This window comes from Methylobacterium sp. 1030 (assembly GCF_040544715.1).
In the GTDB taxonomy this organism is placed as follows: Bacteria; Pseudomonadota; Alphaproteobacteria; order Rhizobiales; family Beijerinckiaceae; genus Methylobacterium.
The window spans coordinates 289,836-314,502 of record NZ_JBEPKM010000004.1 but is presented as its reverse complement, the minus strand read 5'-3'; the positions used below and the strand labels follow the sequence as shown (position 1 = coordinate 314,502).

Below are 24,667 nucleotides of genomic sequence, written 5' to 3'. Positions count from 1 at the left end.
TGACACTGCGCCGCCCACCGGCCGGTGCGGGCGCTCAGACCGCGCAGTAGCGCGCCTGGATCTCGGGATCGTCCCGCAGCGCGGCCGCGGGGGCGTGGTAGACGACGGCGCCGCCGTCGACGATGTAGACGCGGTCGGACACGTCGAGGGCGAGCTCGACGTTCTGCTCCACGAGCAGGATCGTGGTGCCGGCCCGCTTCATCGCGACGAACTGCGCGAACATCTCCTCGACCAGGATCGGCATGATCCCCTCCGAGGGCTCGTCGAGGAGCACCATCACGGGCTCGGCCATGAGCGCCCGGGCGATGGCGAGCATCTGCTGCTCGCCGCCCGACATCGTGACCGCCTCCTGCTTCAGGCGCTGCTTCAGCCGCGGGAAGGTCTCGGCGATGACCTCGATCCGCCGCGCCTCGTCGCGGCGCGTCGCGCGCCCCCCCCGTCCTGCCCCCCTGGCGGCCAGGATGCCGAGGCGCAGGTTCTCCTCCACGGTCAGCCCCGGCACGATGCGCCGCTCCTCCGGCACGTAGGCGAGGCCCCGGTGGAAGCGCTCGTGGGGCGGCCGGTGGAGGATGTCGGCGCCCGCGAAGGTCACGCGCCCCTCGCGCTTCGCCACGAGGCCCATGATCGCCTTCAGCGTGGTGGTCTTGCCGGCGCCGTTGCGGCCGACCAGCGTGACGATCTCGCCGGGGCGCACCTCCAGCGAGAGGCCCTGCAGGATGTGGGAGTGGCCGTACCACGCCCGCAGGTCCTCGACCGCCAGGAGCGGCTGCGTGACGGCGGCGCTCATGCGGTCCCGCCCGTGATCTTGCCCGCCGTGTTGCCCAGGTAGACGCGGCGCACCTCGGGATGCGCCCGGATGTCGTCGGGGCTGCCCTCGGCCAGGAGCTGGCCCTGGTGGAGGACGACGAGGCGCCGGCACAGGCCCATGACGAGCTTCATCTTGTGCTCGACGAGGATCAGCGTCCGGGTCTCGGCGAGGCGCTGCACGAGGTCCATCATCTCGCGCGTCTCCTCGGGGCTCATCCCGGCGGTCGGCTCGTCGAGGAGGAGGAGGCTCGGCTCGGCGGCCAGCGCCACCGCGATCTCCAGGGCGCGCTGCTCGCCGTGGGCGAGTTCGCGCGCGAGGCGGTCCATCCGGGCGCCGAGCCCGACCTCGCCGAGGAGTTCCTCGGCCCGCTCCGCCAGCTCGGGATAGACCGCGCGGTCCCGGAAGAACGCGAAGCGGACCCGCCGGGCCTGGGCGGCCACCCGCACGTTCTCGCGCACCGTGAGGTGCGGGAAGACGTTGGTGATCTGGAACGACTTGGCGATGCCCATCCGGGCGAAGGCGTGCGGGGCCGCGCCGGTGATGTCGCGCCCGCGGAACAGCACGCGGCCCTCGCTCGGCGGGAAGGCGCCCGAGATCAGGTTGAAGAAGGTCGACTTGCCCGCCCCGTTCGGCCCGATGATCGCCGTGATGCCGCCCTCCGGGAACGCGACGGTCACGTCGGACAGGGCGCGGAAATGCCCGAACCGCTTGCCGAGCCCCTCCGTGGCGAGGATCGGCGGCGCCGTACTCGGAGCCTTTGCCGGCGCGGCGGCGGCGCTCACCATCCGGCCCTCCTCAGGCGCGCCAGCACCTCGCCCCAGATGCCGAGCGGCAGGAACAGCACGAAGGCGATGAAGACGGCGCCGACGAAGAGCTGCCAGTGGCTCGTCACGGTGGCGAGCCCGTCCTGCAGGAGCGCGAAGGTCGCGGCGCCGACGAAGGGCCCGAAGAAGGTCCCCATGCCGCCGAGCAGCGCCATCATCACGGCCTGGCCGGAGGTCGAATAGTGCATCGTCTCGATCGGCACGATCGAGAGGTGGATCGCCTGGAGACCGCCCGCGAGGCCGCACAGCGCCCCGGAGATCACGAAGGCCGCGAGCTTCATGCGGCGCACGTCGTAGCCGCAGGCCTGCGCCCGGTCCTCGTTCTCGCGGATCGCCTCGAGGGCGGCCCCAAAGGGCGACGACAGGAGGCGCGAGAACAGCCAGACCGCGACGCCGACCACCGCCAGCGCGGCGTAGTACTTCACCACCGGGTCGAGGAGATTGAGGCGGAAGCCCGGCAGGGCGAGCGCCGGCACGTTGATGCCGCGCAGACCGTTCTCGCCGCCGGTGAAGGCCTCCGCCTGGTAGAAGGCGTAGTAGACGCACATCGACAGCGCCAGGGTCGTCATCGCGAAGTAGATGCCGCGGGTGCGGATCGCCAGCACGCCCATGACGGCGGCGATGAGTGTCGCGAGCAGCGTGCCGGCGACGAGCGCCAGGGCCGGGTGCAGCCCGTAATGGACGATGGCGATGCCGCAGCCGTACGCGCCGCCGCCCAGGAAGGCGGCGTGGCCGAAGGACAGGAGCCCGGTATAGCCGAACAGCAGGTTGAACCCGAGGGCGTAGAGCCCGAGCACCAGGATGTTCACGGCGAGGGCCTGGTAGGGCGCGATCCAGGGGAACACGAGGAGGAAGGCGAGCGTCAGGGCGACGCGATGCCGGCCGCACCACGCCAGCCGGCGCCCGGCCCGGCCGGAGCCCGGCCGGGCCGCCGGCAAGGTAGCCGGAAGGGCGCCTCCCTTCGTGACGGCGGAGGCGGGGGCGCGGGCGCTCATCCGAGGGCTCCGGCCCGGCCGAGGAGGCCTCGGGGCCGCACGAGCAGCACCAGGGCCATGAGGGCGAAGATCGCCATCTTGGTCATGTCGGGGGCGACGAGCGACGTCATCGCCACCACGATGCCGACGATCAGCCCGGCGAGCACGGCCCCGGCCAGCGAGCCCATGCCGCCGACCACCGTGACCACGAAGGCCTCGGCGAGCACCGGGACCCCCATCTCGGGCGTGACGCCCTGCAGCGGCGCGGCGAGGATGCCGGCGAGCCCGGCGAGCGCGCAGCCCAGGGCGAAGACCGCGAGCCAGACCTTGGTGATCTCGATGCCGAGCACCTGCACGATCTGCGGGTCGCGGGCGCCGGCCCGGATCACGAGGCCGAAGGGCGTGCGCTCGATGAACAGCCACAGGACGCCCACCACCGCCAGCGCGAACCCGATCAGGAACAGGCGGTAGAGGGGGAAGTAGCCGATGCCGATGTCGACCGCGCCGCGCAGCTCGGGCGCCGCCCCGAAGGGCAGGCCCGTCAGCCCGAAGGCGATGCGCACGCTCTCGACCATCACGTACGACAGGCCGAAGGTGAGGAGCAGCGGGTCGTCGATGCCGCGCCCGTAGAGGGGGCGCACGAGCACGCGCTCCACGGCGAGCCCGAGGAGCCCCATCGCCAGCGGCGCCGCGACGAGACTGAGCCAGAAGCTGCCGGTGTAGCCGTACAGGAAGACGCCGACATAGGCGCCGACCATGAAGAACGCGCCGTGGGCGAAGTTGACGACGTTCATCAGCCCGAAGATCAGCGACAGGCCGATGCCGACGAGCACGTAGATCGCCCCCAGCGCGATGCCGGTCACGAGCTGGAGGGCGAGGAGATCGAGGGGGAAGCCGCCGATCGTGATGGCGCTCAAGGCCGCGCCCTCCCGCGGGTTCGCATGGGGCGCCTCACGCCTTGTGCCCGAGTTCGTCGCAGCCGCGCAGGAAGCGCTCGTCGGGCCCCTCCGTGCCGAGGATCGTGAAGACGTCGTCCGGCGTCTTCATGTCCTTCGACTTCGCCTCGACGATCAGGACCGACTGCACCGACTGGTGGTCGCATTTCCGGAAGCTCTGCGGACCCTTGTAGAAGTCGGCCTTCAGGGCCTCCATGGCGGCCACGACCTTGTCGGTCTCGACCGATCCGGCGGCCTTCACGCCCTCCAGCACCGAGCGGATGCCGGCATAGCCCAGCGCCCCGTAATCCGACGGGACGGCGCCGTTGTAGGCGGCGCGGAACCGGTCGTTGAACGCCTTGGCGGAGGGCACGCTGTCCTCCAGGCGCCAGTAGTAGGAGGTGCCGCCGATCACGCCGTCGAAGGCGTCGCCGCCGGCCTTGCGGGCGGTGAAGAGCAGGACCGGCGCGACGAGCTTGGTGGTGCGCTTCAGGCCGAACTCGGTCGCCTGCTGGATCGAGACGACCTGGTCCCGGCCGAAATTGCACAGGCAGAGCACGTCGGGCTTGAGCGCGGCGATCCGGGGCAGGAAGGCCGAGTAGTCGGAGGCGCCGATCGGGTGGCGGATGTCGGCCACGACCTCGATGCCCGAGGCCTCGCCGGCGCGCTTGAACCCGCGCATCATCTCGTGGCCGTACGCGTAGTCCGCGCTGAGGAAGGCGACGCGCTTGCCCGATTTCGGGAAGACGTAGCGGCCGACCGCGCCCGCGGTCATGTGCGGGTTCAGGGCCTCGTGGAAGGTCGTGCGGCCGAAATCCTTGGCCTCGTTGATCGCGTCGGACTGGCTGATCGAGTTGTAGATCACGCCGCGCTCGCGGGCGACGTTGTTGATCGACAGGGTCACGGCCGCCGAGAGGCCGCCGACCAGGAAGTTGACCTTGTCCTTCTCGATCAATTCGAGGGTCCGGGTCGCCGCCTCGCCGGGGTTGAGCTTGTCGTCGCGCACGAGGAGCTCGGCCGTGCGGCCCTGGAAGCCGCCGGCCTCGTTGAACGTCTTGACGGCGAGCTGGGCGGCGCGGACCTGGTCGTTCGCCTCGGCCCCGAAAGCGCCGGTGAGCGGCACCGGGAAGCCGATCCGGATCGGGCCTCCGGTCGAACCGCCTTGCGCGATCGCGGAGCGCAGGAGCGCCGGGGCGGCGAGCGCCAGCGCGGATGCGGCGGCGCTGCCCTGGAGCAGCCGGCGCCTGTCGAAGCCCGTTCCCATTCCCGTCCCTCCGTCGGCGTTTCCTGATCGGGACCGGTCTCTTCGGCGGACCGTGCCCCGTGATGGTCGATGTGTCCTGACCCGAAAGGGTCATCCGTCCTCGCGAGCGCAGCGAAGCGATCCAGGGATCCGCCACGTTCGGCAGCGTCCCGCTGCCCTGGGTTGCTTCGCTGCGCTCGCAAAGACGGGGAAGCCCGCAGCCGGTTTCAGATCAGTCCCAGCGCCTCCAGCACGACCTCGGGCGTCACCGGCTGGCGCGCGACACGGGCGTTCAGCGGCGCGAGCGCGTCGTTGATGGCGTTGACGACCGCGGCCGGCGCGCCGGCGGTGCCGGCCTCGCCCGCGCCCTTGGCGCCGATCTCGGACGACGCGGTGGCCGAGACCACGTGGGCGACCGCGATATCGGGCATCTCGCCGGCCATCGGCACGAGGTAGTCGGCCATCGACCCGTTCAGCAGCTGGCCCTCGCCGTCGTAGAGGCAGTGCTCGAACAGGGCCCCGCCGATCCCCTGGACGATGCCGCCGCGGATCTGCTCGTCGACCAGGAGCGGGTTGAGCACGGTGCCGCAATCCTCGACGCACCAGTGCTTGAGCAGCCGCACGAAGCCCGTCTCGGTGTCGACCTCGACGTAGGAGGCCTGCACGCCGTTGGTGAAGGCGAAGGGGTAGTCCTTGGGCACGTAGTGCCGGGTCGCCACGAATTCGGGCTGCACCCCCGGCGGCAGCGTGTCGGGGCGGAAGTAGACGATGCGGCCGAGCTCCGCGAGCGGCATGCGCTCGGTCCCGGTGCCTGCGTCCACCACGGCGCCGTCGCGGACGTCGAGGCTTTCCGGATCGGCCTGCAGGATCGCGCCCGCCACCACCAGGACGTTGCCGCGCAGCGCCTTGCCGGCCTGCCACGCGGCCTCGCCGCCGATGCCGGCCCCGCGCGAGGCCCAGGTCCCGCCGCCGTAGGGCGTCGCCTGCGTGTCGCCGGAGATCACCCGGACCTTGTCCATCGGCACGCCCGTGGCGGTGGCCACGATCTGCGCGATGATGCCCTCGGTGCCCTGGCCCTGCTCGGTGACGCTGACCGACGCGACGACGCCGCCCTGCGGATCGAGCCGGATCGTGCAGCCGTCCTGGGAGGAGATGCGCGCGCCGCCGACCCCGTAGAAGGCCGCCGACGGGTTGGTGATCTCGATGAAGGCCGCGAGCCCGATGCCCCGGTGGATCCCCCGCCGGCGCAGGTCCGCCTGCTCGGCCCTGAGACCGTCGTAATCCATCATCGCCTTGAGCTTGGCGAGCGCCGCCTGGTGGGACAGCTTCTCCAGCTTGATCCCCGAGACGCCCGCGCAGGGATAGGCGTCGTCCGGGATGACGTTGCGCTCGCGCACGGCCAGGGGGTCGAGGCCGAGCCGGGCGGCGCCGAGATCGACGAGCCCCTCGGCGACCATCGTGGCGATCGGGTGGCCCACCGCCCGGTACTGGCAGGTCGGCGCCTTGTTCTGGAGCACGACGCGGGCGCGGGCCCGGTAGTGCTGGTGCCGGTAGGGGCCGCCGGTCAGGTTGACGACCTGGTTGGCCTCGACCGCGCTGGTGCGCGGGTAGACCGAGTAGGGCCCGATGCCCGTGAGGTCGTCCATGTCGAGGGCGAGGATGTCGCCCTCGGCCGAGAAGGCCATCCGGGCGGTGACCCGGTGGTCGCGGGCATGGATGTCGCTCTGGAAGCTCTCCAGCCGGTCGGCGACGAACTTGACCGGGCGCTTGAGCATCAGCGCCAGCGCGCAGGTCGCCATCTCGTCGGGGTAGATGTGGACCTTGATCCCGAAGGACCCGCCGACATCCTTGCAGATCACCCGCACCGCCCCCTCGGGGAGGGCGAGGTGCTTGCACAGGATGTCCTGCATCATGTGCGGCGCCTGGAAGGAGTGGTGGACGGTGAGCATCCCGTCCGCCGCCGCCCAGTCGGCCAGGATCGCCCGCGGCTCCAGGCACACGCCCGTGTGCCGGCCGAACTGGAAGGTCTCCTCGACCACCAGAGCCGCGTCGCGGAAGGCCGCGTCGACGTCGCCGACGTTGAGGACGCGCTCGAAGGCGAGGTTGTCGCCGAGCTCGGCGTGGATCGCGGGCGTCGCGGGATCGAGCGCCGTCTCCATGTCGACGACGGCGGGGAGCGGGTCGAACTCGACCGTGATCGCCGCGAGCGCGTCCTCGGCCTCGGCCCGGCCGTGCGCGACGACCGCGCAGAACGGCTCGCCGACCCAGGTCACCCGGTCGAGGGCCAGGGCGTGCTGGGGCGCCGAGCGCAGGCCCTTGAAGTGGCCGAGCACGCCGACCCACGGCGTGCACACGGCCGCCAGTTCGGGCCCCGTCACCACGGCGATCACGCCGGGCATCGCCTTCGCGTCCGCGGTGTCCAGGGCGACGATGCGGGCGTGAGCGTGGGGGCTGCGCAGGAAGGCGACGTGGCCGAGGCGGGCGACGGCCACGTCGTCCACGTAGACGCCCCGTCCCTCGAGCAGGCGCCGCGCGTTCGGCCGCGGGACGGAGCGGCCGATATAGCTGTTCGGCCGGTCGAGGAAGGTGAGGCCGCCCGGATCCGCGCTCATTCGGCGGCCTCCAGGCCGGCATCCCTGCCGGCATCCCGGCGGCCTTGCCCGCGCGCCTCGGCGGTCGACGCGATGGCGTCGACGATGGCGTGGTAGCCGGTGCAGCGGCAGTAATTGCCCGCGATCGCCGCGCGGATCGCCTCGCGCGAGGTGGCCGCGTCCGCGTCGTCCAGAAGCTCGGCGGCCGTCACCAGCATGCCGGGGGTACAGTAGCCGCATTGCAGGGCGTTGCGGGCGTGGAAGGCGTCCTGCAGGTCGCGGATGCGCCCGCTCTCGGTCAGGCCCTCCACGGTCTCGACGGTGGCGCCGTCGGCCTGGACGCCGAGCATCAGGCAGGACCGCACCGCCCGGCCGTCGACCAGGATCGTGCAGGCGCCGCACACGCCGTGCTCGCAGCCGAGATGCACGCCGGTGAGGCCGAAGGACTGGCGCAGCAGGTCGCCGAGATGCATCCGGGCGGGGACATGCGCCCGCACGGCCTCGCCGTTCAGCGTGAAGGCGACCGCGTGCGCGCGGTCGGGGTTCTCAGACGCCATCGGGACCGTCCTCCTGCGCGCTGCCGCCGCGCATCCTCGCCGCCACGCGGCCGAGGATCACGCGGGCGAGGTGGAGCCGCGTCGCGGCCTTGGTCGTCGGGTCGTCCGGCGGGTCGAGCTCACCGGCGAGCGCCGCCTGGGCGCCCGCGAGATCGCCGGCCTCCAGGGCCGCCGCGGCGTCGCGGGCGAGCACCGGCCGGTCGGCCACGCCGAAGAAGGCGAGGCGCAGGTCCGACAGGCCGCCCGCGGACCGCCGCCCGGTCGCCGCGAGGCCGACGAGGGCGTAGTCGCCGTGGCGGCGCGACAACTCCTCGAAGCCCCAGACCGCGTCGGCCCCCGGCACCGGGAACTCGATCGCCGTGACGATCTCGCCGGGCTCCAGGGCCGTCGTGTAGAGGCCCTGGAAGAAATCGTCCGCCGGGACGCGCCGCTCGGCCCCGGGCCCGCGCACCACGATCGAGGCGCCCGCGGCGAGGCAGCAGGCGGGCCACTCGGTGGCCGGGTCGGCCAGCGCCACCGAGCCGCCGATCGTGCCGCGGTTGCGGATCGCCGGATGGGCGATGTGCGGCAGGGCGGCGGCGAGCAGCGGCAGGCGCTCGCGCACGAGCGCCGCGGTCCCGACGTCGCGGTGGCGCGTCATGGCGCCGATCCGCACAATGCCGCCGGCCTCGCCGCCGGCCTCCGAGACGCCGGTGAGTTCGGGGATCGCGTTGAGGTCGACCAGCAGGCCGGGCGCCGAGAGCCGCATGTTGAGGGCCGTGACGAGGCTCTGGCCCCCCGCCAGAGGAACGGCGTCCTCCCCGTGCTCGGCGAGCAGGGCCAGCGCCGCGTCGAGCGAGGCCGGACGCGCGTAGGCGAAGTCGGGCGCCTTCAAACCCTGGTCCTCCTCCCGATGGGCTTGCCCATGACCGCCCCGATGGGACAGGCTGGAGGCCCTTATTGATCGTTCGCTCAATAGAAGGCGAAACCGAGATGGCGTCAAGCAGGCCGGCGGACAGTGACGGTCGCGTGCCGACCGGCCGGCGGCTGACGCCGGAGGCCCGCGAGCGCCAGATCGTCGAGGGCGCGGTCGCCTACTTCGCCGAGGTCGGCCTCGACGGGCACACCCGGGAGCTCGCCCGCCGGCTGGGCATCACGCAGCCGCTGCTGTTCCGCTACTTCCCGACCAAGGCGGCGCTGATCGAGCGCATCTACGAGGAGGTCTATCTCAGGCGCTGGGATCCCGGCTGGGAGGCGACGGTGCGCGACACCGCGCTCCCCGTCCTCGAGCGCTTCCGGCGCTTCGAGATCGACTACCAGCGCCGGATCGACGACTACGCGTGGCTGCGGATCTTCGTGTCGGCCGGCCTCAAGGGGTTCGATCTGCCGAGCCGCTACCTCGGCATGGTCCGCGCGCGCATCTTCGCGCCGCTGCTCGCCGGGATGCGCGCCGAGTCGAACCTGCCGGACCCGGAGGTTCAGCCGCTCGCCGCGGACGAGTTCGAGCTCCTGTTCGGCATCCACGGCGCGCTGGTCTACGTCGGCCTGCGCTCGCGGGTCTACGGCATGGACGGCACGGCGGACCGCGACGCGGTCCGGGCCGCCATGCTCGACGCCGCGCTTCCGGGGCTGCTCGCCACCCACCGCCGGGTGGTGACGGCGGCGCGGTCGTCCGACGCGCTGTAGGGCCGTCCCGGGATACCCGGATCACGGGAGACGCCGGTCCGGCCCGCCCGCGTCACCGAAGCGGGCCGCCGCGGCGATGACTTTCGCGGGAACTGCGTTAGCCTCGCGGGCCGGAGGAACGCCATGACCCAGGGAACGGAACCGGCGGCGCTGCCGCCCCACTTGGCGCAGGAATACGCGGCGGCGCGGGACAACGGCTGCGTCGGCACCCGGCTGCTCTCGGAGGATCACCGCTCCCGGGTCTGGACCATCGTCCTGGCGCCCGGCGACCGGATCGGCTTCCACACGCACGTGCTCGACTATTTCTGGACCGCGGTGACGGCGGGGCGGGCCCGCTCGCATTACGGCGACGGGCGGGTCGCGGAGGTCGATTACCGCGCGGGCGACATCCAGCACCTGTCGTTCGGGCCGGGCGAGTCGATGACCCACGACCTCGCCAATATCGGCGACACGGAGCTGATCTTCACCACCGTCGAGTTCCTGGACAGCGCGAACCCGCCCCTCGCGCTCCCGGCCGCCGTGCGCGCGGAGGCGACCCGCCGCGCGGCCTAAGCGCGGGGGATATCGGGCGGCACCGCCGTCCCGGCCATCACCGCCTCGGGGCTGCGGAACCGCTCCGCCGCCGCCCGCTCGGCCGCGCCGCGCTGCTGCGCCTGCAGGTACGCGCCGAGATCGCGTCCCCGCGCCACGACGGCCGCGCCGTAGGCGCGTCGGCGCGCCTCGAAGGCCGTGAGCGCCGCGTCCACGTCGCTGCCGGCCGCGTCCAGGGCGTCCGCGAGGGCGGCGGCGTCCTCCATGGCCTTGGTCGCGCCCATCCCGACATGCGGCCGGGCCACGAAGGCGGCGTCGCCGATCAGGGCGACGCCGCGGGCCGGGATCATGGTCGGCGTCTCGATGTCCAGGATCGCCTGCAGGAACGGCTGCTCGGCGCGCAGCATGACCTCGGCGAAGGGCGGCGCCAGGATCCGCGCCGCGTCGGCGCGCATCGCCTCCAGCACCGCGGCCTTGATGCGCCCCGGCGGGATGGAGAGGGCGTGGCGGACGCCGCCGGCATCGGTCAGCAGCGCGGCGAGCGCGGCCTCCTCGGTCGGCCTGTACCAGACCGCGTTGAAGCACAGCCCGGCGGCCCCGTCCGCGCGCCCGGGCACGGGATAGCCGAGGATCTGCTCGCCCGGAGGCAAGCAGAACGCGAAATGGCCGCCGATCGCCTCCCGGGTCGCCGGCGCGAGGGCCGCCGCGTCGACGACGGCGCGCCACGCCACGTAGCCGGCGTAGCGCGGCGCGACACCGCTCAGGAACCGGGCCCGCACCGTCGAGAACTGCCCGTCGGCGCCGACGAGGAGATCCGCGGAGATCCGGCGGCCGTCCTCGAAGAAGGCGACGACGCGCGCGCCGTCGGATTCGACCGCGGCGAGCGCCGCGCCGTAGCGGACGCTGTCCGGGGGCGCGGCGTCCAGGAGCAGGCCGTAGAGCCGTCCCCAGCTCGCCAGCACCTGCGGCAGGCTCCGCTCCGCGATCACGGTCCCGTCCCGGTCGAGGACCCGGCGGCCCTCGACGGTGACGCCGAGATCGCCCGCCCCGGCCGGAGCACCGCAGCGCGCCAGCACCGCCCGGAGGCCGGGATGCGTGACGATCCCCGCCCCGCGGCCCGTGAGCGCGGCCGCCGACCGCTCGAACACCGTGACGGCGTGGCCGCTCCGCGCGAGCAGGCACGCCGTGGTCAGTCCGGCGATCGAGCCGCCGATGACGGCCACGTCCAGTCGCTTCATGCAGCCCTCGAACCGGGACGGCGGTCCCGACCGCGCCCAGCATGGACGCGCCCGGCCGGCCGGCCAAGATCGAAATCGCCGCGGGGCGCCGCGCTAGACCGGCCGCACCAGCCGGTCGAGCCGCATCCGGGTGATCGCGCCGATCTCCTCCAGGGCCGTCGCCTCCTCGTCCGCGACCGCGCGCGCGAGGCGCTCCTCGAACAGCGCGCGGATCTCGCGCAGGTCCCGGCCGCGCACGGCGACGATGAACGGGAAGCCGAACCGGTGCCGGTAGGCGGCGTTCAGCCGGTCGAAGGCCGCGGCGTCCGCCTCCGTCAGCCGGTCGAGGCCGGCGCTGCCCTGCTCCTGCGCGGAATCGGCGGTCATCGCCCGGGCCCGGGCTTCCGGGCCGGCGAGTTCGGGATGGCCGTTGAGGAAGGCCAGGCGCACGTCCGGCGGCGCCGCGCGCACGGCCGCCATCATCGCCCCGTGGAGAGCGTCGAGGTCGGCGAAGGGCGCCGCGCCGTGGGCGGCTCGGGCGACCCAGGGCGCGTGCTCGAAGACGCCGCCGAGATACGCGACGAAGGCGTCGCGCTCGAGGGCGTTGAGGCGGTCGAGGTCGATCATGCCGCTCAGCTTCCGCGATAGGTGGTGAAGCTCGACGGGGCGCACAGCATCGGCACGTGGTAATGCTGCTTGGCGTCGAAGACGGTGAACCGCACGACCGGGTTGTCGATGAAGATGTCGGCCTCCGCCGTGCCGGCCCGGCCCTGGAAATACGGGTCGACGAAGAATTCCAGCTGATACTGGCCGGTCTCGGCCTTGTCGGCCGGGAGGATCGGCGCGTCGGTCCGGCCGTCGGCGTTGGTGACGACGCTCTTCACGAGCCGCCACTGGCCGTTCTCGAGGACGGAGAAGTCGATCCGGACCCCCGCGACGGGGCGGCCGCGATCGGTGTCGAGGACGTGTGTGGTGATGCCCGCCATGCCGGGTCTCCTTGTCGCGTCGGGGATCGGACGGGTCAGCTGCCGCGGTAGTAGGAATAGCCCCAGGGCGTGAACAGCACCGGCAGGTGGTGGCGCTGGCTCGCGTCGCGGATCCGGAACCGGATCGGCACGAGGCCGAGGAAGTTCGGGGTCGGGAGCTTCACGCCCAGGTTCGCGAAATACGCCTCGAGGTGCAGCACCAGCTCGTAGCGGCCCGCCTTGAAGGCCTCGTCGACCAGGAGCGGCTCGGCGGTCCGGCCGTTCGGCGCGGTGGTGACCGTCCGGATCGGCCGGTAGCCGGTGCCGTCGTGCATCGCGAGGTCGCAGACCATCCCGGCACCGGGCGTGCCGTGGAAATTGTCGATGGCGTGCAGGGTCAGCCGCGGCGAGAGGCCGGCCTGCGACACGGGCGCGGTGTTCAGCGTGCCGGGCTTGGTCGGGGAACCGGCCGGAGCATTGGCCGGAGCCGCCGCCGGAGCGGGCATGCCCTGCGCCAGCGCCGGGCCCGCGGAGACCGCGGCGGCGGCGCCGAGCCCCGTCGCGACGAGGCCGCGCCGCGTCAGAGCGTGTCGTTCGGGTCCGTGTTCCAAGAAAGCCTCCCTCTCGTGCAGCGGTTCACGCCGGCTCGTGCGCCGCGCGGGCCCGGGCGCGCCGACCCATCTCCGGCGTCGCCGGCGGGACGAAGGCCAGGATCAGGACGAGCGCCGCGGCCTCGACGGCGGCGACCAGCCAGAGGCCGGTCGCGACCGAGCCGGTCTGCTCGCGCAGGTAACCCATCGCCGCCGGCGCTCCGAAGCCCGCGAGGTTGGCCACCGAGTTGATGAGCGCGATGCCGGCCGCGGCCGCCGACCCGGCCAGGAAGCGGCCGGGGATCTGCCAGAAGACCGGGATCGCGCTCATCGTGCCGACGATCGCCACCCCGAGCATGAGCAGCGCGAGGACCGGCGCGCCCGCGATGAAGACGCCGGTGAGCGCGATGGCCAGTGCCCCGATGAAGGCCGGGACCCCGCAATGCAGCCGCGCCTCGCCGGTCCGGTCCGAGTGGCGGCCGTTCAGGATCATCCCGGCGCCGCCGCAGAGATAGGCCGCCGACATGATCCAGCCGACCGTCAGCGGGTCGGTGAAGCCGGCGTCGCGCACCACGCTCGGGCCGAAGAAGGTCAGGGCCGAGTTCGCCGTGACGATGCAGAAGAAGATCGCGATGCACTGCCAGACGCGCGCGTCCTTCAGCGAGGCGAGGATGCGGTGCTCGCGGTGGCCGAGGGCCGCGGCGTCGCGCGCGAGGTCGGCCTCGACCAGCGCCTTCTGCTCCGCCGTCAGCCAGCCGGCCTTGGCGGGCCGGTCCGTGAGGTAGAACAGCGTGACGATCCCGGCCAGGATCGACGGGATGCCCTCGAGCAGGAACACCCACTGCCAGCCGGACCAGCCGTTGACGCCTTGCATCCCCGACATGATCGCGCCCGCGAGCGGCCCCCCGATGACGCCGGCCAGCGCCGAGGCGGACATGAACAGCCCGAACACCTTCGCCCGGCGCTCGCTCGGATACCAGTAGGTCAGGTACAAAATGACGCCGGGATAGAATCCGGCCTCGAAGACGCCGAGCAGGAAGCGCAGGACGTAGAAGAACGCCGGCGTGGTGACGAACATCATCGCCACGCAGCAGAGCCCCCACAGCAGGGTGATCCGCGCGATCGTCTTGCGGGCGCCGATATGCTCCAGCAGCAGGTTGCTCGGCACCTCGCACAGGAAGTAGCCGATGAAGAAGATCCCTGCGCCGATGCCGTAGACGGTCTCGCTGAACCGGAGCTCGGCCAGCATCTGCAGCTTGGCGAAGCCGATGTTGACCCGGTCGATCCAGGACAGGATCCACAGGACCATCAGGAACGGCAGCAGCCGCCACGTGATCCGGCGGTAGGCGTCGTCCAGGCGCGCGGGCGCCGCGAGGGCCGGCATGTCGGTCGCGTGGTGCGCCTGGATCGTCATGGCTGGCCCCACAAGGTTGCCCCATCCGGAACGGGGCGTTGGAATTCCGAGCGATGCAGGACGGCTGCCAGTCTCGCGCCGGCGGCCGCCCGCCCCGTCTCAGCCGATGGCTTCGCGCGGCGCGAGCAGCGTCGCGAGGGCGTGGCCGAGACCGACATTGTCCGCGGCGACGGCGGGCGGGCGCCGGTAGGGCGCGGCCGCGGCGGCGACGACCGCCTTCACCCCCGACGTGACCGAGCACAGGACCGGGACCGGCACGTGCGGCTGCAGGCGGGCCGCGAGGCCGACCAGGGCGGCGCCGCCGAGGATCACCGCCTCGGCGCGATCCTCCTCGGCGCAGGCCCGGCAGGCGGCCGCGAGGTCGGACAGCGCCGCCTCCGGGTCCTTGGCGATCTCGCCGCCGGTGCGCGCGATCGTCCGGATGCCCGCGAGGCCGTCACCGACGCCGAGGCTCGCGACGCACTCGCGGAGCATGGGCTTCCACAGGGCCCCGCCGGTCACGATGGCGTAGCGCCCGGCGACCCGCTGGGCCTCGCGGCACGACGCTTCGAGCATCCCCACCACCGGGACCGGTGAGACCTCGCGCAGGGCCAGCAGCCCGGGATCGCCGAAGCAGGCGAGGAAGACCGCGTCGCAGTCCCGGCCGTGCTCCGCGAAGGCGTCGAGGGCGGCGTGGCCGGCGATGGCCAGGGCCGCCCGGCTGGCGATGTAGGCGGCGCCGAACCGCGCCGTGGCCGGGACGAAGGTCGCAGTCGCGCCCGCCATCGTCCCGACCTGCCCGGCCAGGAGGTCGGTCACAGACGTGCTGGTGTTCGGATTGAGCAGCAGGATCCGCATGGCGCCCTCGGGTGGCGGGAGCCGGCCGGATGGCCGGGCAGAGGCCCGCACGCAGCCGGCCGGGGATGGGGAGGTCGGGGGCCCGGCGGCGCGGGTCAGGCCGCGCCGCCGGGCCGTTCGTGTCTCCGATCCGGACCGGAGCGGGTCCAGGTCCGGACGGCCTCAGGCAGGACGGCCTCAGGCAGGACGGGCCGCGCCCGCGGGGCGGCGCATGAGGGCGGTGTAGATCGCGAAGCCCAGGGCGCACCCGATGAACCACGTGAAGTTCGCCACGCCCTCCAGGCCCGGCAGGATCACGCAGAGCACGGGGATGAGGGCCGAGGGGATCATGGCGGTCACCGCGGCGCGGTTGTATCCGCCACTGTACCAGTACGTCCCGGCGGGGCTCATCGTGTAGAGGTCGTCGAGGACCACCTTCTGCTTCTTCACGAAGTAGAAGTCGGCGATCAGGATCCCGAACAGCGGGCCGATGAACGCGCCGAGGACGTCGAGCGTGTAGTGGATCACCGCGGGATTGTTGTAGAGATTCCAGGGCGTGATGAAGATCGAGCCGACGGCCGCGATCATCCCGCCCATGCGCCACGAGATCCGCCGCGGCGACACGTTCGAGAAGTCGAACGCGGGCGAGACGAAGTTCGCGACGATGTTGATCCCGATGGTCGCGGTCATGAAGGTGAAGGCGCCGAGCACGACCGCGAAGGTGCTGTCGATGCGGCTCACCGTCTCCACCGGGTCGGTGATCAGGTGGCCGAAGACCGGAACCGTCGCCGAGGCGGTGACGACCGTCAGGAGCGAGAACCCGAGGAAGTTCACCGGGAGACCCCAGAAATTACCCTTCCTCACCGCCTCGAAGCTCGCGCCGTAGCGCGAGAAGTCGCCGAAGTTCAGCATCGGCCCGGAGAAGTAGGAGACCACGAGGGCGACGGCATTGATCATCACCGGCAGGGCGTCCCAGCCGGTATACTTCACGGTGCCCAGGGTCAGCCCGATCTCGCCGATCCCGGCCTTGGCGACGAGGTACGCGGCGAGCGCGATCATCACCACGTAGACCGCCGGCCCCGCCCAGTCGATGAACACGCGGATCGCCTCCATGCCGCGCCAGAAGACCAGCGCCTGCAGGACCCAGAGCGTCATGAAGGCGGCCCAGCCCAGACCCGACAGGCCGGCGAAGCCGTACTGCTTGACGTCGGCGTAGACGGCGAGTTCGGGGTAGAAGCGGAGCGCCACCACCGTCAGCGCCGCCGAGGCGAGGTAGGTCTGGATGCCGTACCACGCGACCGCGATCAGCCCGCGGATGATCGCCGGGATGTTGGCGCCCTTGACCCCGAAGGAGGCGCGGCAGATCACCGGATAGGGCGTGCCGGTCTGCTGGCTCGGCTTGGCGACGAGGTTGCAGAAGATCTGGACGATCACGATGCCGACGAGCAGGGCGATCAGCACCTGCCAGCTCACGAGGCCCAGCGAGAACAGGGAGCCGGCGGTCACGTATCCGCCGACGCTGTGGACGTCAGACATCCAGAAGGCGAAGATGTTGTAGGTGCCCCAGGTCTGCTTGCGCAGCGGGGCCAGATCCTTGTTCACGAGATCCGGATCGTAGCTCGGCTTGATGACGACGGCTTCCCGTTCGTCCGACACGGCCGTGCTGATGCCGGCGGCCTCAACCTGTGCGTACATGGCGTTTCTCCCTGACTGGCGCAGCCCTGTTGCCGGGCTTTTTCCGTGACGCTGACGACCCGCTGGGACCGCCATGCAAAACCTGGAACTCTCCGTCTCCTGACTTCTAAAAACACGACCTGAATACAGATCACGACCGAATTCGGACCTCCCAGTCCCGGTCGCGACGTCGACTTGTCTATCCCGCGACCACCGCCGCGAGGCGGGTCCGGAGGCCGCCCGCGTCGGCCGGGGCGCCCGCGGCCTCCGCGAGGAGCCGGGCCAGGCCGGACGGGTCGTCCGCCTCCGCGGGGAGTCCGGCCGCGTGGACCCGCTCCGCCATCGCCACGCCCGCCGCGGGCGACGCGTCGGCCAGCCCGGCGCAGACCGGGCCGAAGACCGCGCCGAACAGGGCGCGGCCCATGCAGGTCGGCCGGTAGCCGCCGCGCGGCGGGTGGGCCGCGATCCAGTGACGGGCGATGTCCAGCCGCGTGGTCACCCAGGCGTCGGGGTGATCGCCCACGTAGTCGAGGAACCGCTCCAGCGCGGCCATCCGCCCCGGACGCCCGACCAGGCGGCAGTGCAGCCCCACCGACATGATGCCGCCCCGTCCCGCCTCGCCCTCGCGGTACAGGACGTCGAACGTGTCCTTGAGGTAGCCGAAGAACTGGTCGCCGTTGTTGAAGCCCTGGGCGGTGGCGAACCGCATGTCGTTGGCGTCGAGGGTGTAGGGGACGACGAGCTGCTGACGTCCCCCGATCCGCAGCCAGTAGGGCAGGTCGTCGGCGTAGGAATCGGCGAGGTACAGGAACCCGCCCTCGGCGGCGCCGATGGCGAGCGTGTTCGCGGAGGTGCGTCCCTGGTACAGGCCGAGGGGCCTGCTGCCCGTCAGCGATGCCTGCAGCGCGACGGCGGCATCGATATCGGCGCGCTCGGCCTCCGGGCTGTGGTCGCGGTAGTCGATCCAGCGCAGGCCGTGGCTGGCGATCTCCCAGCCGGACTCGACCATCGCGGCGACGGCCTCGGGGTTGCGCTGCATCGCCGAGGCGACGCCGAAGACCGTGACCGGGAGGTTGCGGCGCGTGAACGCGCGCCAGAGGCGCCAGAAGCCGGCGCGGGCGCCGTACTCGTAGATCGACTCCATGTTGGCGTGGCGCTTCCCCGGCCAGGGCAGGGCCCCGACGATCTCGGAGAGGAAGGCCTCGGACGCCGCGTCACCGTGGAGGATGCAGTTCTCGCCGCCCTCCTCGTAGTTGATGACGCACTGAACGGCGACGCGCTTGCCCCCGGGCCAGGCCGGGTCCGGTCGATGCCGGCCGTATCCGACCATGTCGCGGGGATAGTCCTGGTCGAGGTCGAACATGGCGTGATCCCTCGTTCCGACGCGAGATAGACGCACGCCCGACCGTTGGTCCAATATCTTGTTCGGCTTGATTGATAGGTTGCACGTTTAGATGGCGCGATCATTGATCTGAGTGCCGGAGCGCCGTCGGGCGGATCGCCACCGGCCTGTCGTCGATCCGGCGGAGCCTGCCCGTGCCGGGTCGACGACCTCACGCGCCGCCGCGTCGGCGGGCCGACGGTCGGGCGTCCCGGGCGGGCACCGCGGACCCTAACGGGTGCGGCTGGCGGGGATCGGGCCGGCGGCGAGCATGCCCATCAGGGCGTCGAACGCCAGCGGCTTCTCGACCAGGGGTATGCCGGCGGCGCGGGCGCGGCTCCGGATGCCCGGATCGGGGTGGCCGGTGATCAGGATCACGGGCACGCCGGCAGCGAGGTCCCGCAGCCGGCCCCACACCGCGAGCCCGTCCATCCCCGGCATGACGTGGTCCAGCAGGACGAAGGTCGGGTGCGGGCCGGGGAAGGCGGCCAGCAGCGCGCGTCCGTCGGCGAAGGTCTCCACCCGGTGGCCCGCGCTCTCCAAGAGGAAGCGGGTCGAGTGCAGGATGGCCGGGTCATCGTCCACGACGTAGATGAGGCTCGACGCGGCGGACAGCGTGGCGTTCGCCGGGAGCGTGGCGTCCAGTGAGGTCATGGTGCCGAGATTAGGGGTGGTCCGCGGCGGCCGACCTTGACCTGCCTCAAGACCGGGACCGCGTCCGTGCTGGCCCCCCATCCCGAGACCGGCGACGTTCCTGCCTCGGTCGATCCCGGCTCCCGCGCCGCCCGCTGTGCGGCGATCCGACACGTCGGGCGGTGACGCTCCTGTCCGCCCCGGAGGCCCTTTCCGATTGATTCAGCTCCGATTCCTCATCTTGAAGTTGAATAACCGCCTTTGCACGTACGATATCGCGAGCCGGAGACCGAATGTCAGACCCCGTAACGGGAAACTCTTCAGAATAAATCTTAATCAGTTTGCGTATATTTTACGCAACCCGATCATGACTGCTCAGCCTGGCTGACGCGTTCGCAGCCCTGGGTTCCGTCGCCTGGACATCCGCCTCATGAAAATGACCATCAAACTGCGACTCGTCTCGCTGCTCGGCGGACTCGGCTTGGTGCTGCTCGCCACGGCGGCGCTCGGAAATCTCTCGCTCCACTGGAGCCATCAGAGCCTGAAGACCGTCTTCGATGATCGCGTCGTCTGTCTCCGGCAGTTCAGCATCATTCGCGACGCCTATGACGACCTGCTCGACGCCTCGCGCCAGCTGCGCGGCAAGCAGATCGAGCCGGCAGAGGCCAAGGACAAGATCGAGCGCGATCTGTCGAAGCTCCACAAGGAGTGGTCGGCCTATCTGGCGACCTACCTGACCCCGGAGGAGGAGGCCCTCGCCAAGGACCTGCAGCTGGGCATCGATCGGAACGACTCGATCGCGGCCGAGATCCTCAAGCGCGTCGCCGCCGGCGCGGCCTCGGATTTCGAGGCCACCCACACGGACCTGCTGAAGAGCATGCAGGCCACCAACGCCACGCTGAGCAAGCTGACCGCGTTGCAGGTCCGGGAAGCCGAGGCGGAGTTCCGGCGCTCGGAGACGATTGCCGGCTGGTCGCGCCTCGCGCTCCTGGCCGCGCTCGCGCTCGCCGCGCTCAGCATCGCCTACGGCGTGTACGTGATCGTCGTACAGATCACGCGCCCGCTGGGCAGCCTCGTGGGCGTCCTGCAGCGGATGGCCCGCGGCGCGGTCGATGCCGAGATCCGCGAGGCCGCCCGCGGCGACGAGATCGGCGCCGTCGGCCAGGCGGTCGAGGGCATCAAGGCCATGGTCGCCCGCAAGGCCGCCGAGGAGGCCGAGGTCCGGCGCCGCGCCGACGTGGCCGCCGCCGCCGAGCGCAAGCGCACCATGGTCGAGCTCGCCGACGGCTTCGAGCGCGCCGTCGGCGGGATCGTCGGCCTGGTCTCGTCCTCGGCCACCGAGCTCCAGGCCACCGCCCAGCAGATGACCGCCACCGCCGAGGAGACCGCTGCGCAATCGACCAGCGTGGCCGCGGCCGCCGAGGAGGCCTCGACCAACGTCAACACGGTCGCGGCCGCGGCCGAGGAACTCGGCTCGTCCGTGCAGGAGATCGGCCGGCAGGTGACCGGCTCGGCCCACCTTGCCCAGGCCGCGGTCGGCGAGGCCGACCAGACCGCCCACCTCGTCCAGGCGCTCAGCCAGAACGCCGCGCGGATCGGCGACATGGTCGGGATGATCTCCGGCATCGCCGGCCAGACCAACCTGCTGGCGCTCAACGCCACGATCGAGGCGGCCCGCGCCGGCGCGGCCGGGCGGGGCTTCGCGGTGGTGGCCTCCGAGGTGAAGGCGCTGGCCGAGCAGACCGCCAAGGCGACCGAGGAGATCGCGCGCCAGATCGGCGAGGTCCAGGGTGTGACCGCGCAGGCGGTGACGGCGATCGGCGGGATCACCGGCCGGATCCGGGAGATCGACAGCGTGGCGACTTCGATCGCGGCGGCCGTCGAGGAGCAGGGTGCAGCGACCCAGGAGATCGTGCGCAACGTGGCGCAGGCCTCGGCGGGGACGAACGAAGTGACGGGCAACATCGCCGGCGTTGCGCAGGCCTCGGAGGAGACGGGGGCGGCGGCCTCGCAGGTCCTGTCGGCGGCCTCGGAGCTGTCGCGGCAATCCGAGCATCTCGGCGCCGAGGTCGCCCGCTTCCTCGCAACCGTCCGCGCCGCCTGAGGGTGGCCACGGCCGAGATCCGCGTCCGCCCGGTCCGACGGGAGGACGCGGATCTCGCCGACGCGCGCGTCCCATCGGCGACGACAATCTCGACAATCGAGTCTGCCACCCACAGCGCGCAGCAAATCCGCGGCCGCGCCAAGCTTGCCGGATCCCGACACGCGGGCAAGCCGCGATCGACTTGAGCCAGATCAATGACCGGTCGCACGGATACCGGATGCTCGGCCCGTGAAAGATGGCAGGTCGTCTGTCGCTCAGGGCTCGGGCGCCCGGACATCGGGCCGCCGATGCCGTCAGCCCGCGCGGGGAATCCGGTGAGAACGATCGAGAACCGAACGGCGGATATGGTCCCGAACGCGCTCAACATGCTCCTGGGCGTCGCGCTCCTCCTCGCACCGTGGTACTTGAATCTGGGCTACGAGACGGCCGCCGCGCGCAACGCCTTCGTGACCGGGGGCGCCATCACCGTGGTCGCACTTCTGGCCCTCGGCGTGACCTGCGCCTGGGAGGAATACCTCAACGTCGCCCTCGGGTTCTGGGCAGCCATGGCGCCCTGGCTTCTCGGCTTCGCCGACGCGACGGCACCCGTGTGGGTGCACGGCCTGACCGGGCTCGCCGTGGCCGCGCTGGCCGCGTACGCGCTGTGGCGGCTCTTCGTGTCGCCCCAGGCGCGCTCCGTCTGAGGCGCGCCCGTCGCCGCCGCGGCCGCGGGCATCCGGCCGGCACACGCGACTACGGGATTGCCCTTAAGGGGCGCGCCTTAAGGCTCCGACCGGAATTTCTCCGCCTCCCGCCCGCTGCCAATCTCGTCCCGACCGACGCAGGCGAGGAGCGCAGCGATGAGCACCGAGTTCACGGCACGGACAGCACCGGAGGGGCCCGCAGCCCGTCCCGCTCCCGTCCCGGAGATCGAGGGGAGCACCCTGTTCGCGGGATGCCCCGACGTCGTCGGGACACCGTTCTCCTACGCCCGCGAGGAGGAGATCTACGGAGAGGGCGAGGAGGCCGAGTTCGTCTACAAGGTCCTCAGCGGCGCGGTGCGCACCCACCGGGTCCTGAGCGACGGGCGCCGCCAGATCACGGGCTTCCACCTGCCCGGCGACCTGTTCGGGCTCGGGCAGGGCGAGATCAATCGCCAGACCGCCGAGGCCCTCACCAGCACCAAGGTGCTGATCTTCAAGCGACGACAGGTCGAGCGCGCCGCGACCGGGCGGGCCGAGGTCGCCTGCCGACTCTGGAGCATGGCCACGAGCGACCTGCGACACGCCCAGGACCTGGCGCTCCTGCTCGGACGGCGCTCGGCCCAGGAGCGGGTCGCCGCCTTCCTGCTGGAGGTCGATGACCGCCTCGGCGCCGCCGGCACCTTCGCGCTGCCGATGACCCGCCGCGACATCGCCGACTACCTCGGCCTGACCATCGAGACCGTATCGCGCACCCTCTCGCAGCTGGAGGAGGACGGGGTGTTGCGACGCGACGGCGGCCGACAGGTGTGCCTGCATCGGACCCGGCTGCGCCGGCTCGTCGAGGATTGAGACAGGCGCCGCCGGGGACGCCACCGGGAACGCCGCTGCGGGCTGTCGCGTGGTTTCGCGTTGGCTTTCGGGGTGGCTTCGGGGTGGCTTCGGGGTGGCTTCGGGGTGGCGCCTGCGCGCAGGACGCTGCCTCGGAGACGGTCGCGGACGGCGCCGGCGAGCGGGTGCGGAGACGAAGGGCGTCACCGCCTCTGGAAGCGCGCGATCAAGCCCGGGGCCTCCTCGCGGATCAGCCCGAGAAAATTGTCGATCACCGGGTTCCGGCGCTGATGATGCAGCGCGTAGACGTCCGCCGACAGGAACGGCGGCTTGATCGGCAGGACGACGACGTCCGGATGCCTCGGTCGGCCGACGAATTCCGGGATGATGGCGAGACCGAAGCCCGCCGCGACCAGGTTGATCAGCGACGAGGCCTCGCGGACCTGCTGCGAGATGCTCGGCGTGAACCCGCGCGCGATGCAGGCTTGGTAGATATCCGCTGCGAAGCGCGAGCTCTCGAGGCCGAGCGAGATCAGCGGCTCGCTGCGGAAGACGTCGATCGCGACACTGCGACCGGCGGCGAGGGTGTGCTCGCGCGGCACGGCCACGCAGAGCCGCTCCGGCCACGCCAGGTGGGCGACGAGATCCGGATCCTCGGGGGGGCTGCGGAGGAAGCTGAGATCCGTCCGGTTCGCCTTGAGGGCCGCGATCTGGTCGGCCGGCGCCATCTCGTGGATGCGCACGTCCACCGCCCGGAAGCGCTGCTCGAAGGCCCGGATCAGGCAACCGGCCGGCCCCGCGAGGACGGAACTCGTCATGCCGATGTTGAGGATGCCGGCCGTTCCGGTGCCGATCGTCCGCGCCCGGTCGACGGCATCGGCGACCTGCGCGAGGACCGCCCGCGCGTTCCCGAGGAAATCCTCGCCCGCCGCGGTCAGGACGACGCGCCGGCTCGAGCGCTCGAACAGGTTGACGCCGATCTCCACCTCGAGATCGCGGATCTGCTGGCTCAGCGGCGGCTGCGACACGCCCAGGCTCTGGGCGGCGGCGGTGAAGCTGAGATGCTCCGCCACCGCGGCGAAGTAGCGAAGATGCCGGAGTTCCATGGGCCGACCCATAGGAATTTCGAATGGATAGAAGCACGGAAGGTCTTTTGCGTCTAGACCCGCGGGGTGGACGTCCTCGACGGCGGGGATCTCGCCGGCCCGTCAGGACCGTCGACAGCGGCGTGTCGCCGAGGCGGGGCCCGGCGGGCGTCCGTCCCGCACCGCGCTCAGGTCCCGCCCGGGTGGATCCCGACGCGCTCCGCGGCGAAACGCTCGCGGAGCCAGGCCGCGGCGGGGCCGCAGGGCCGCTGCTTGTGCCAGACCAGTTCCAGGGCGATCGGCCAGTCGCCCTCATCGAACTGGAGGTCGGGCGTCACGAGGTACGGCGCCGTGAGGGACGCGGCGATGACGTGGTCGGTGACGAAGGCCCAGCCGATCCCGTGCTTCACCATCTCCAGGATGACCCAGTGGCTCTCCACCCACCAGACCTCGGCGGCGACCCGCAGACGGCGCTTCTCCGCCCCGTCGCCGCGGGCGGCCACGAGGATTTGGCGGTGGCGCTTCAGCTCCTCCCACGCCACCCGCTCCTTCGCGAGCGGGTGATCGCGGCCGCAGACCAGCTTGAGCGGCACCCAGCCGATGGTCCGGAACCCGAGCTCCGTCGGGAGCTCCTCCTGGCGCCACATCACGCCCAGGTCGGCGGCGCCCGACCGGACCATGCGGCTGACATCCTCCATCAGCGGGAAGAGCAGCTCGAGCTCCACGAAGGGGAAGCGCTGGGCGAAGCTGGCGAAGAGGGCGCCGAGGGCGTGCTCGGGGTAGAGCTCGTCGATGGCGACCACCAGCCGGTTCTCGACGCCCTGCTCCAGGCTGCTCGCCACACCGATCAGGTGCTCCCGCCGGTCGAGCACCACGCGCGCCTCCAGCAGCAGCCGCTCGCCCGCCGGGGTCAGCACCGGGTTCCGGCCCGCGCGGCTGAACAGCGCCAGCCCCAGATCCGTCTCGAGGTTAGCCACCTGCGTGCTGACGGCCGACTGCGCCTTCCGCAGCACCCGCGCCGCGCCCGAGAACGACCCGGCCTCGGCCGCCGCCACGAAAGCCTGGAGCTGGTCGAGCGAGACCGCCATCTATCTGATTACCCGATACTTCCTAACTTGTGGATCGCCTTATCGCAGATAGAGAGCGGCC

The 24,667-nt window shown here is 71.9% G+C and carries 23 protein-coding genes and 1 pseudogene; 5 read left to right on the top strand and 19 right to left on the bottom strand.

Translation table 11 applies throughout. The features are described from left to right. Nucleotides 1–34: 34 nt before the first annotated feature. From ABIC30_RS07850 to ABIC30_RS07815, 8 genes are all read right to left on the bottom strand, one after another. A complete protein-coding gene (locus ABIC30_RS07850; RefSeq protein WP_020094435.1) occupies nucleotides 35–787 on the bottom strand; it encodes an ABC transporter ATP-binding protein in 753 nt (250 codons plus the stop codon). After that, nucleotides 784–1,593, bottom strand: a complete 810-nt coding sequence (locus ABIC30_RS07845) for an ABC transporter ATP-binding protein (RefSeq protein ID WP_020094436.1) — start codon at nucleotides 1,591–1,593, stop codon at nucleotides 784–786. Before ABIC30_RS07845 ends, ABIC30_RS07850 begins: the two co-directional genes overlap by 4 nt. Beyond that, nucleotides 1,587–2,627 (bottom strand): branched-chain amino acid ABC transporter permease, encoded by a 1,041-nt coding sequence (locus ABIC30_RS07840; RefSeq protein WP_042670285.1) that lies wholly within the window; start codon nucleotides 2,625–2,627, stop codon nucleotides 1,587–1,589. Before ABIC30_RS07840 ends, ABIC30_RS07845 begins: the two co-directional genes overlap by 7 nt. Further along, entirely contained in the window at nucleotides 2,624–3,523 is a 900-nt protein-coding gene (locus ABIC30_RS07835) for a branched-chain amino acid ABC transporter permease (RefSeq protein WP_354454610.1), read from the bottom strand. The genes ABIC30_RS07840 and ABIC30_RS07835 overlap by 4 nt, the downstream gene beginning before the upstream one ends. Nucleotides 3,524–3,557: 34 nt before the next feature. Continuing rightward, the gene (locus ABIC30_RS07830) at nucleotides 3,558–4,805 is read right to left on the bottom strand and encodes an ABC transporter substrate-binding protein (protein WP_020094439.1); all 1,248 of its coding nucleotides are present in this window, start codon (nucleotides 4,803–4,805) and stop codon (nucleotides 3,558–3,560) included. A 206-nt stretch (nucleotides 4,806–5,011) separates the two neighbouring features. After that, nucleotides 5,012–7,396, bottom strand: coding sequence for a xanthine dehydrogenase family protein molybdopterin-binding subunit (locus ABIC30_RS07825; RefSeq protein ID WP_020094440.1), 2,385 nt, complete (start codon nucleotides 7,394–7,396; stop codon nucleotides 5,012–5,014). Further along, entirely contained in the window at nucleotides 7,393–7,932 is a 540-nt protein-coding gene (locus tag ABIC30_RS07820) for a (2Fe-2S)-binding protein (protein ID WP_020094441.1), read from the bottom strand. The genes ABIC30_RS07825 and ABIC30_RS07820 overlap by 4 nt, the downstream gene beginning before the upstream one ends. Next, entirely contained in the window at nucleotides 7,922–8,806 is an 885-nt protein-coding gene (locus tag ABIC30_RS07815) for an FAD binding domain-containing protein (RefSeq protein ID WP_020094442.1), read from the bottom strand. The genes ABIC30_RS07820 and ABIC30_RS07815 overlap by 11 nt, the downstream gene beginning before the upstream one ends. Before the next feature lie 134 nt (nucleotides 8,807–8,940). Here ABIC30_RS07815 and ABIC30_RS07810 point away from each other — a divergent pair, with 134 nt between their 5' ends. Both ABIC30_RS07810 and ABIC30_RS07805 read left to right on the top strand, forming a co-directional pair. Further along, complete coding sequence (locus tag ABIC30_RS07810) at nucleotides 8,941–9,597, top strand: TetR/AcrR family transcriptional regulator (RefSeq protein ID WP_244540058.1); 657 nt, start codon at nucleotides 8,941–8,943, stop codon at nucleotides 9,595–9,597. A 123-nt stretch (nucleotides 9,598–9,720) separates the two neighbouring features. After that, complete coding sequence (locus tag ABIC30_RS07805) at nucleotides 9,721–10,149, top strand: cupin domain-containing protein (protein ID WP_100251671.1); 429 nt, start codon at nucleotides 9,721–9,723, stop codon at nucleotides 10,147–10,149. On the opposite strand, the gene ABIC30_RS07800 is transcribed toward ABIC30_RS07805, so the two are convergent. The 9 genes and pseudogenes from ABIC30_RS07800 to ABIC30_RS07760 all read right to left on the bottom strand — a co-directional run bounded on the left by ABIC30_RS07800 (nucleotide 10,146) and on the right by ABIC30_RS07760 (nucleotide 18,839). After that, nucleotides 10,146–11,366, bottom strand: coding sequence for an FAD binding domain-containing protein (locus tag ABIC30_RS07800; RefSeq protein WP_354454606.1), 1,221 nt, complete (start codon nucleotides 11,364–11,366; stop codon nucleotides 10,146–10,148). The two genes, ABIC30_RS07805 and ABIC30_RS07800, sit on opposite strands and share 4 nt — an antisense overlap. Nucleotides 11,367–11,459: 93 nt before the next feature. Continuing rightward, nucleotides 11,460–11,972 carry a 2-oxo-4-hydroxy-4-carboxy-5-ureidoimidazoline decarboxylase gene (uraD, locus tag ABIC30_RS07795; protein WP_020094446.1) on the bottom strand — a complete coding sequence of 171 codons (513 nt, stop codon included), beginning with the start codon at nucleotides 11,970–11,972 and terminating at the stop codon, nucleotides 11,460–11,462. 5 nt (nucleotides 11,973–11,977) lie between these two features. Further along, nucleotides 11,978–12,331: a hydroxyisourate hydrolase gene (uraH, locus tag ABIC30_RS07790; protein ID WP_020094447.1), complete on the bottom strand. Its 354-nt coding sequence runs from the start codon at nucleotides 12,329–12,331 to the stop codon at nucleotides 11,978–11,980. Between the two features lie 35 nt (nucleotides 12,332–12,366). Continuing rightward, nucleotides 12,367–12,921 carry a hydroxyisourate hydrolase gene (uraH, locus tag ABIC30_RS07785; protein ID WP_020094448.1) on the bottom strand — a complete coding sequence of 185 codons (555 nt, stop codon included), beginning with the start codon at nucleotides 12,919–12,921 and terminating at the stop codon, nucleotides 12,367–12,369. Between the two features lie 25 nt (nucleotides 12,922–12,946). After that, entirely contained in the window at nucleotides 12,947–14,314 is a 1,368-nt protein-coding gene (locus ABIC30_RS07780) for an MFS transporter (protein WP_354454602.1), read from the bottom strand. Between the two features lie 99 nt (nucleotides 14,315–14,413). After that, nucleotides 14,414–15,151 (bottom strand): aspartate/glutamate racemase family protein, encoded by a 738-nt coding sequence (locus tag ABIC30_RS07775; protein ID WP_020094450.1) that lies wholly within the window; start codon nucleotides 15,149–15,151, stop codon nucleotides 14,414–14,416. Between the two features lie 177 nt (nucleotides 15,152–15,328). Next, on the bottom strand, nucleotides 15,329–16,825 hold the full coding sequence (locus ABIC30_RS07770; RefSeq protein WP_020094451.1) for an NCS1 family nucleobase:cation symporter-1: 1,497 nt from the start codon (nucleotides 16,823–16,825) through the stop codon (nucleotides 15,329–15,331). Between the two features lie 232 nt (nucleotides 16,826–17,057). Further along, a pseudogene (puuE, locus tag ABIC30_RS07765) lies at nucleotides 17,058–18,167 on the bottom strand (allantoinase PuuE); the annotation flags it as partial. A gap of 249 nt (nucleotides 18,168–18,416) precedes the next feature. Further along, complete coding sequence (locus tag ABIC30_RS07760) at nucleotides 18,417–18,839, bottom strand: response regulator transcription factor (RefSeq protein ID WP_234083169.1); 423 nt, start codon at nucleotides 18,837–18,839, stop codon at nucleotides 18,417–18,419. A 409-nt stretch (nucleotides 18,840–19,248) separates the two neighbouring features. Here ABIC30_RS07760 and ABIC30_RS07755 point away from each other — a divergent pair, with 409 nt between their 5' ends. From ABIC30_RS07755 to ABIC30_RS07745, 3 genes are all read left to right on the top strand, one after another. Further along, nucleotides 19,249–20,922: a methyl-accepting chemotaxis protein gene (locus ABIC30_RS07755; protein ID WP_331326759.1), complete on the top strand. Its 1,674-nt coding sequence runs from the start codon at nucleotides 19,249–19,251 to the stop codon at nucleotides 20,920–20,922. Nucleotides 20,923–21,266: 344 nt separating this feature from the next. Beyond that, nucleotides 21,267–21,605, top strand: coding sequence for an SPW repeat domain-containing protein (locus tag ABIC30_RS07750; RefSeq protein WP_234083163.1), 339 nt, complete (start codon nucleotides 21,267–21,269; stop codon nucleotides 21,603–21,605). A gap of 156 nt (nucleotides 21,606–21,761) precedes the next feature. Then, nucleotides 21,762–22,454 carry a helix-turn-helix domain-containing protein gene (locus tag ABIC30_RS07745; protein WP_091978653.1) on the top strand — a complete coding sequence of 231 codons (693 nt, stop codon included), beginning with the start codon at nucleotides 21,762–21,764 and terminating at the stop codon, nucleotides 22,452–22,454. Between the two features lie 182 nt (nucleotides 22,455–22,636). On the opposite strand, the gene ABIC30_RS07740 is transcribed toward ABIC30_RS07745, so the two are convergent. Together ABIC30_RS07740 and ABIC30_RS07735 are read right to left on the bottom strand one after the other, a co-directional pair. Next, entirely contained in the window at nucleotides 22,637–23,539 is a 903-nt protein-coding gene (locus ABIC30_RS07740; protein WP_020094457.1) for a LysR family transcriptional regulator, read from the bottom strand. A gap of 167 nt (nucleotides 23,540–23,706) precedes the next feature. Next, complete coding sequence (locus tag ABIC30_RS07735) at nucleotides 23,707–24,606, bottom strand: LysR family transcriptional regulator (protein WP_234083160.1); 900 nt, start codon at nucleotides 24,604–24,606, stop codon at nucleotides 23,707–23,709. Nucleotides 24,607–24,667: the final 61 nt, after the last annotated feature.